Source organism: Caballeronia arationis (assembly GCF_001544975.2).
Lineage (GTDB): Bacteria > Pseudomonadota > Gammaproteobacteria > Burkholderiales > Burkholderiaceae > Caballeronia > Caballeronia arationis.
In genome coordinates this window covers 1-4,930 of sequence record NZ_FCOG02000258.1, presented here as the reverse complement: position 1 = coordinate 4,930, position 4,930 = coordinate 1, and the positions used below count along the sequence as shown (strand labels likewise).

The window sequence follows — 4,930 nt, the reverse complement described above, 5'->3', positions numbered from 1 at the left end:
GCCGCCACGCTCGCCTCAGCAACCCAACCTCAAAACGCTAAACATTAACCCCCCTGTTGCACTTCGGCTTGAAACCGCCGTTCAAAAAATCAAGGCCGGCATTCGTTTACGAAGTGGATTCCATGCGAATCGCGTGCGCGACGCATGCGCAACGAATACTCGATGACGACGGAGGACCCCATGTCTACGACCGACTGCTATCTGAAGATTGACGGAATCGACGGCGAATCGAAGCACAAGGGTGCGGAAGGGCAGATCGAGGTGCAGACCTGGGACTGGGACGTGACCAACGCCAGCAGCCCGACGGTCGGCGGTGGCAGCGGCGTGGGCAAGGCGCATCCCGGGATGTTCACGTTCATGCACTTCTACGACAAGGCCTCGCCGACGCTGGCGAAGAGCTGCGCGAGCGGCAAGCATCTCGCGACCGCGAAGCTCACTGCAAGCAAGGCGGGTGAAGGACAGAAGGAATTCCTGACGGTTACGCTGAAGCAGGTGACGGTGACGAACATCGCAATAGGCGGCGGCACGGGCGGCGAAGTGAGGGAAACCGTCAGCATGATGTATGCGGATATCGAGTTCGAATACAAGCCGCAGGATGACAAGGGCGCGCTGGGCGGTGCCGTCAAGTTTGGCTGGGACGTGCGCAGCACCGAAGTCCGCTGATCCGACAAGCGGGAGCGTCGATGGCCAGCAACGATGCCGATACCGCGCAACCGCTCGTCACCGTCGATACGCCGTTGTCCGACGAGTTGCGCTTTCTGAGCCTGCGTGCGAGTGCAGAACTCGGTCGCATGCCGCGTTGCGAACTCACGTTCGTCTCCAAACGCGCGGACATCGACATCGGCCGGATCCTCGGCAAGCGCGTGAGGGTCTCGCTCCGCGTGCCGAAGGCCAAGCCACGCGTATTCGGCGGGTACGTGGTGGCCTTTCGGCAAACCGGGATGCGCGGACGTCTCCATGTCTACGAAGCCGCGGTGCGGCCGTGGTTGTGGCTGCTTGCACGGCGCAGCAACTGCCGCATCTTCCAGAACAAGACGGTGGAAGAGATCGTGAAGGCCGTGTTCGCCGATCCGGTCTACAAGGGCCTCGAATTCGGGGAAATCAAATGGAAGGCGAACGCGCGCGCGCATCCACCGCGCGAATACTGCGTGCAATATCGCGAGTCCGACTTCAACTTCGTGAGCCGGTTGCTGGAAGACGAAGGCATCTACTACTGGTTCCAGGACAAGGATGGCAAGGAATCATTGATCCTGACCGATACGCTCGCCGCTCACGAGAGCGTCGCAGGCTGTGAATCGCTGCCCTATGGCGCGGTGATGACGGCTGCGCCCGATATCGAATATGTGAGCGAATGGCGCGTGAACCATGTGATCGAAACGCGCAACTGGCTGCTCACCGACTACGATTTCAAGCACCCGTCGCGGCCGCTGCAAAAACAGGCGGTGAAGCACATGCCCGGGTTCGATGCATTCACCGGGCTGGAAAATTTCGATTATCCGGGCGGCTATGTGGAAGCCGATCATGGCGAGAGCCGCGCGAAGTCCAGAGCGGACGAACTGCGGATAGAAGGTAGCGTCCCCGACGATCCGGACATCAACTGGCATCAGGTGGATGCGCGCACCAACGGCAAGAACGTGCGCGCGGGCACGCTTCTCAAGCTGGCAAGGCATCCGCGTGCCGATCAGAACGTGCAGTATCTCGTCACGCGCACGCACTATGAAATCGACCTCGCCGACTACGAAGCCTTCGACGGCGCGCAGACGAATCGCTGTGAATGCTGGTTTTCCGCGATCGATGCGAAGCAGCCCTTCGCGCCGGCCCGCACCGCGCGCAAGCCATTCGTGCAAGGTCCGCAGACGGCATTGGTCGTGGGGCCGGGCGGCGATGAGATCTACACTGATCAATACGGGCGCGTGAAGGTGCAGTTCTTCTGGGACCGCCAAGGCAAGCGCGACGAGAACAGCTCGTGCTGGATCCGCGTATCGCAACCGTGGGCGGGGAAGGGCTGGGGCGCGATCGCGATTCCGCGCATGGGACAGGAAGTGATCGTCGATTTCCTGGAAGGTGATCCGGACCGGCCCATCATCACGGGCCGCGTCTACAACGCCGAGCAGATGCCCCCCTACGATCTCCCGGCCAACATGACGCAAACCGGCATCAAGAGCCGCTCGAGCAAGGGCGGTAGCGGTGCTAACTGCAACGAATTCCGCTTCGAGGACAAGAAGGGCGCCGAACAGGTGTTGCTTCACGCGGAAAAGAATCAGGATATCGAAGTCGAAAACGACGAGTCACACTGGGTCGGGCACGATCGGACGAAGAACATCGATAACGATGAAACCACGCACGTGAAGCATGACCGTACGGAGACGGTGGGCAACAACGAGAAGATCGACATTGTGTTGAACCGGACCGAGACGGTCGGTGCCAATGAAAGCATCACGATTGGAGCCAACCGGACAAAGACCGTTCAAGCCAGCGAGACGGCCACCGTCACGTTACGGCGGACGCATAGCGTCGGCATCAACGAAACCATCACGGTCGGCGCCGCGCAGGAAGTGACCGTAGGTGCGTTCCAGGCCGTGACTGTCGGTGCATATCAGGCGGTGACGATCGGGGCTTACCACACGGAGACCGTTGGAGCCAGCCAGACGGTGACCGTCGGGTCCGATCAGACCGTGAGCGTCGGTGGAAGTCAGTCGACGAGCGTGGGCGGCGACCAGACGCTAAACGTAGGTGGCGGGCAAACGGTCACCGTCGCGAAAGACGCGGGCGAGACGATCCAGGGCGCACAGTCGAGCACGGTGGCAAAAGGACGGGCGACGTCCGTGGGCGAGGACGATGCGCTCACCGTCGGAAAGAACCTGACGATCAACGCGACGGAATCCATTACCCTCGTCACTGGCGATGCCTGCCTCAGCATGAAGAAGGACGGGACGATCCACATCACGGGAAAGGACATCACGGTCGACGGCAGTGGAAAGATCAATGTAAAGGCGAGCAGCGATATCGTGATGAAAGGCTCGAAGATCATGCAGAATTGAAGAAGCTTTGGCGCGCTCATGCAAAGCGGCGTCATCGTCCTGCTTTACCGGGGGAACCGTATTGACGGGCCGACCGCGATCCAGTTTGCTCAAACAAACGGCGTGCCACGCTGCACGGTCCTGACAAACCGACATGGCACGCGTCTCTTGAGTTTCCATTGCGGAGCGCCGAGCCCGGGCGGCCACCTCAAGTCAACCTGATTCCATTCCTTGCCGCCCGGCAGATACGTGTAAGCGCCGAGGAGATCTATGTCGTCAGCGTTTATCGCTCTCGAGAACTCGAACACGTCCACCCCGTGTTCAAGGTAGCCCAAGCCGAAGCCGAGCAACTTTTCCATCTGTTCCGGACTTTTCCCTAGCAGAAAAATTTCCGTGCCGAACCACCCGCCAATCTCGCGGATATTTGCAGGATCCCGCGCGGGATCATGCGGCATCACCTTGAGAGGTCGATAAGGACGCGGCCGGTTGATCGCAATCAGGGCATTTTCCTTTTGCTTTGCGAGGTGATCCCAGGTCATCCTTGCGCTCCCTTCGAGAAAAGATGGCAATCGCCTGGGGCGTCGCGATGGCGCCGTAAAGATGACCCCGGACATGGAGGTCTCGAAAGCCGGTCTCTAAAGCATAGGCGAAGCAGTGCATATTGCTTGTCGATGCGTTTGGAGTAACTAGCATCGACGCGCCAGAATGCTCTACAGAGCAGCCAGAGGCTACATAGCCGCAGTCACCATGCAAGGTCAGATGCACGTCTGACAGACGCGCTGTCCGTCAATCGTCGACCTGCACCACCAGTTCGCCGTCGATCGTCTCGACGGGAAGCTTTGTCAGGCAAAAACCCCGCGCGCCGACGAGGCACCCCGACGCCAGGTCAAAGCGCAAGCCGTGCGCCGGGCATTGCAGGACATTGCCGTCCAGGCGGCCATTCGCAAGCGATGCGCCGTTGTGCGGACACGAATTGTCGATTGCGTGAACGACACCTTCGATGTTGAAGAGCACGACGCTACGTCCGTCGATGAACTTGAGCATGCGCGAGCCGGCGTCGAGAGCGTCAGCGCGGGCAATCGGTATGTATCGCGTCATTTTCTTGTCCCGGGGCTGCGCATGGTTTGGGGCATGACGTGAGCAATCAGCTTCACGAACCGGCCCATCACGGAGGTCACTCGCAGGGCGGGGGCGCGCTTCACATGCAGGAACGCGATGCGGGCGTCGCTGGTCTCGACGGGAACGATTAAATGACGATACATGGCATCCTTTACGTCGGATTCGGTATTCGAGTGAACGTGTTCGAATCGTAGTGCAGAGTCGCCTCGTGTAACCCTCCCGCGGCGGGAGGGGGGTGGCGACACGGACGTCCGGTGCGTGTCGGGCGATGGTTGAAGATCGGCTGATAACCACATCAGCCGAAGCGGCGAGCGACCCTGAGAGACGTTGCGATCACTCACCGCGTTTTGTTCGATTCAACGCCACGAGGTCAGGTCTTCGCAGGGGGTATGCGCATCCATCCAGTCGTAGGGTTCGTGGGTTCTGCCCCACGCCCAGGTTCGTACTGTCGATGCTGACGATTCCCTGGAGCGCTTCGATGACACCGGGTCAGCGCCCGGATTCGACTTCTGTTCAACGGCAGTGGCGCCTTTTGCTGGCGAGGCATTTTGTACGTAGACGGACATTATGGTTTTCCGGTAAAGGGAAGCGAGTGGGTGGGTGCGTTTTTGGTTGGCGGAACAACGTGCTCTTCGCTCCTGCAGCGGAGGCTCAAATCAACCGGCAGATCGTCTGGCGAGCGGTCTGCAGCCTTAGGCGCTGCGCGCATTGCACGTTTTCCCCGTGAAGGCTCATGGTTTCGCTGCTTGTCCGCGCAAGGCGTCGATGCGGTTCAGGTCGCGTACATACCG

5 protein-coding genes are annotated in these 4,930 nt (G+C 60.2%); 2 read left to right on the top strand and 3 right to left on the bottom strand.

The features are described from left to right. Nucleotides 1–180: 180 nt before the first annotated feature. Both AWB81_RS40455 and AWB81_RS40450 read left to right on the top strand, forming a co-directional pair. Nucleotides 181–663: an Hcp family type VI secretion system effector gene (locus AWB81_RS40455; protein ID WP_062643987.1), complete on the top strand. Its 483-nt coding sequence runs from the start codon at nt 181–183 to the stop codon at nt 661–663. A 20-nt stretch (nt 664–683) separates the two neighbouring features. Next, nucleotides 684–3,041, top strand: a complete 2,358-nt coding sequence (locus AWB81_RS40450) for a type VI secretion system Vgr family protein (protein ID WP_062643985.1) — start codon at nt 684–686, stop codon at nt 3,039–3,041. An 89-nt stretch (nt 3,042–3,130) separates the two neighbouring features. On the opposite strand, the gene AWB81_RS40445 is transcribed toward AWB81_RS40450, so the two are convergent. The 3 genes from AWB81_RS40445 to AWB81_RS46170 all read right to left on the bottom strand — a co-directional run bounded on the left by AWB81_RS40445 (nt 3,131) and on the right by AWB81_RS46170 (nt 4,282). Next, nucleotides 3,131–3,559 (bottom strand): hypothetical protein, encoded by a 429-nt coding sequence (locus AWB81_RS40445; RefSeq protein ID WP_062643982.1) that lies wholly within the window; start codon nt 3,557–3,559, stop codon nt 3,131–3,133. A 247-nt stretch (nt 3,560–3,806) separates the two neighbouring features. Beyond that, nucleotides 3,807–4,118 (bottom strand): Rieske (2Fe-2S) protein, encoded by a 312-nt coding sequence (locus AWB81_RS40440; protein ID WP_062643980.1) that lies wholly within the window; start codon nt 4,116–4,118, stop codon nt 3,807–3,809. Beyond that, entirely contained in the window at nt 4,115–4,282 is a 168-nt protein-coding gene (locus tag AWB81_RS46170) for a hypothetical protein (protein WP_159939018.1), read from the bottom strand. Before AWB81_RS46170 ends, AWB81_RS40440 begins: the two co-directional genes overlap by 4 nt. Nucleotides 4,283–4,930 lie beyond the last annotated feature (648 nt).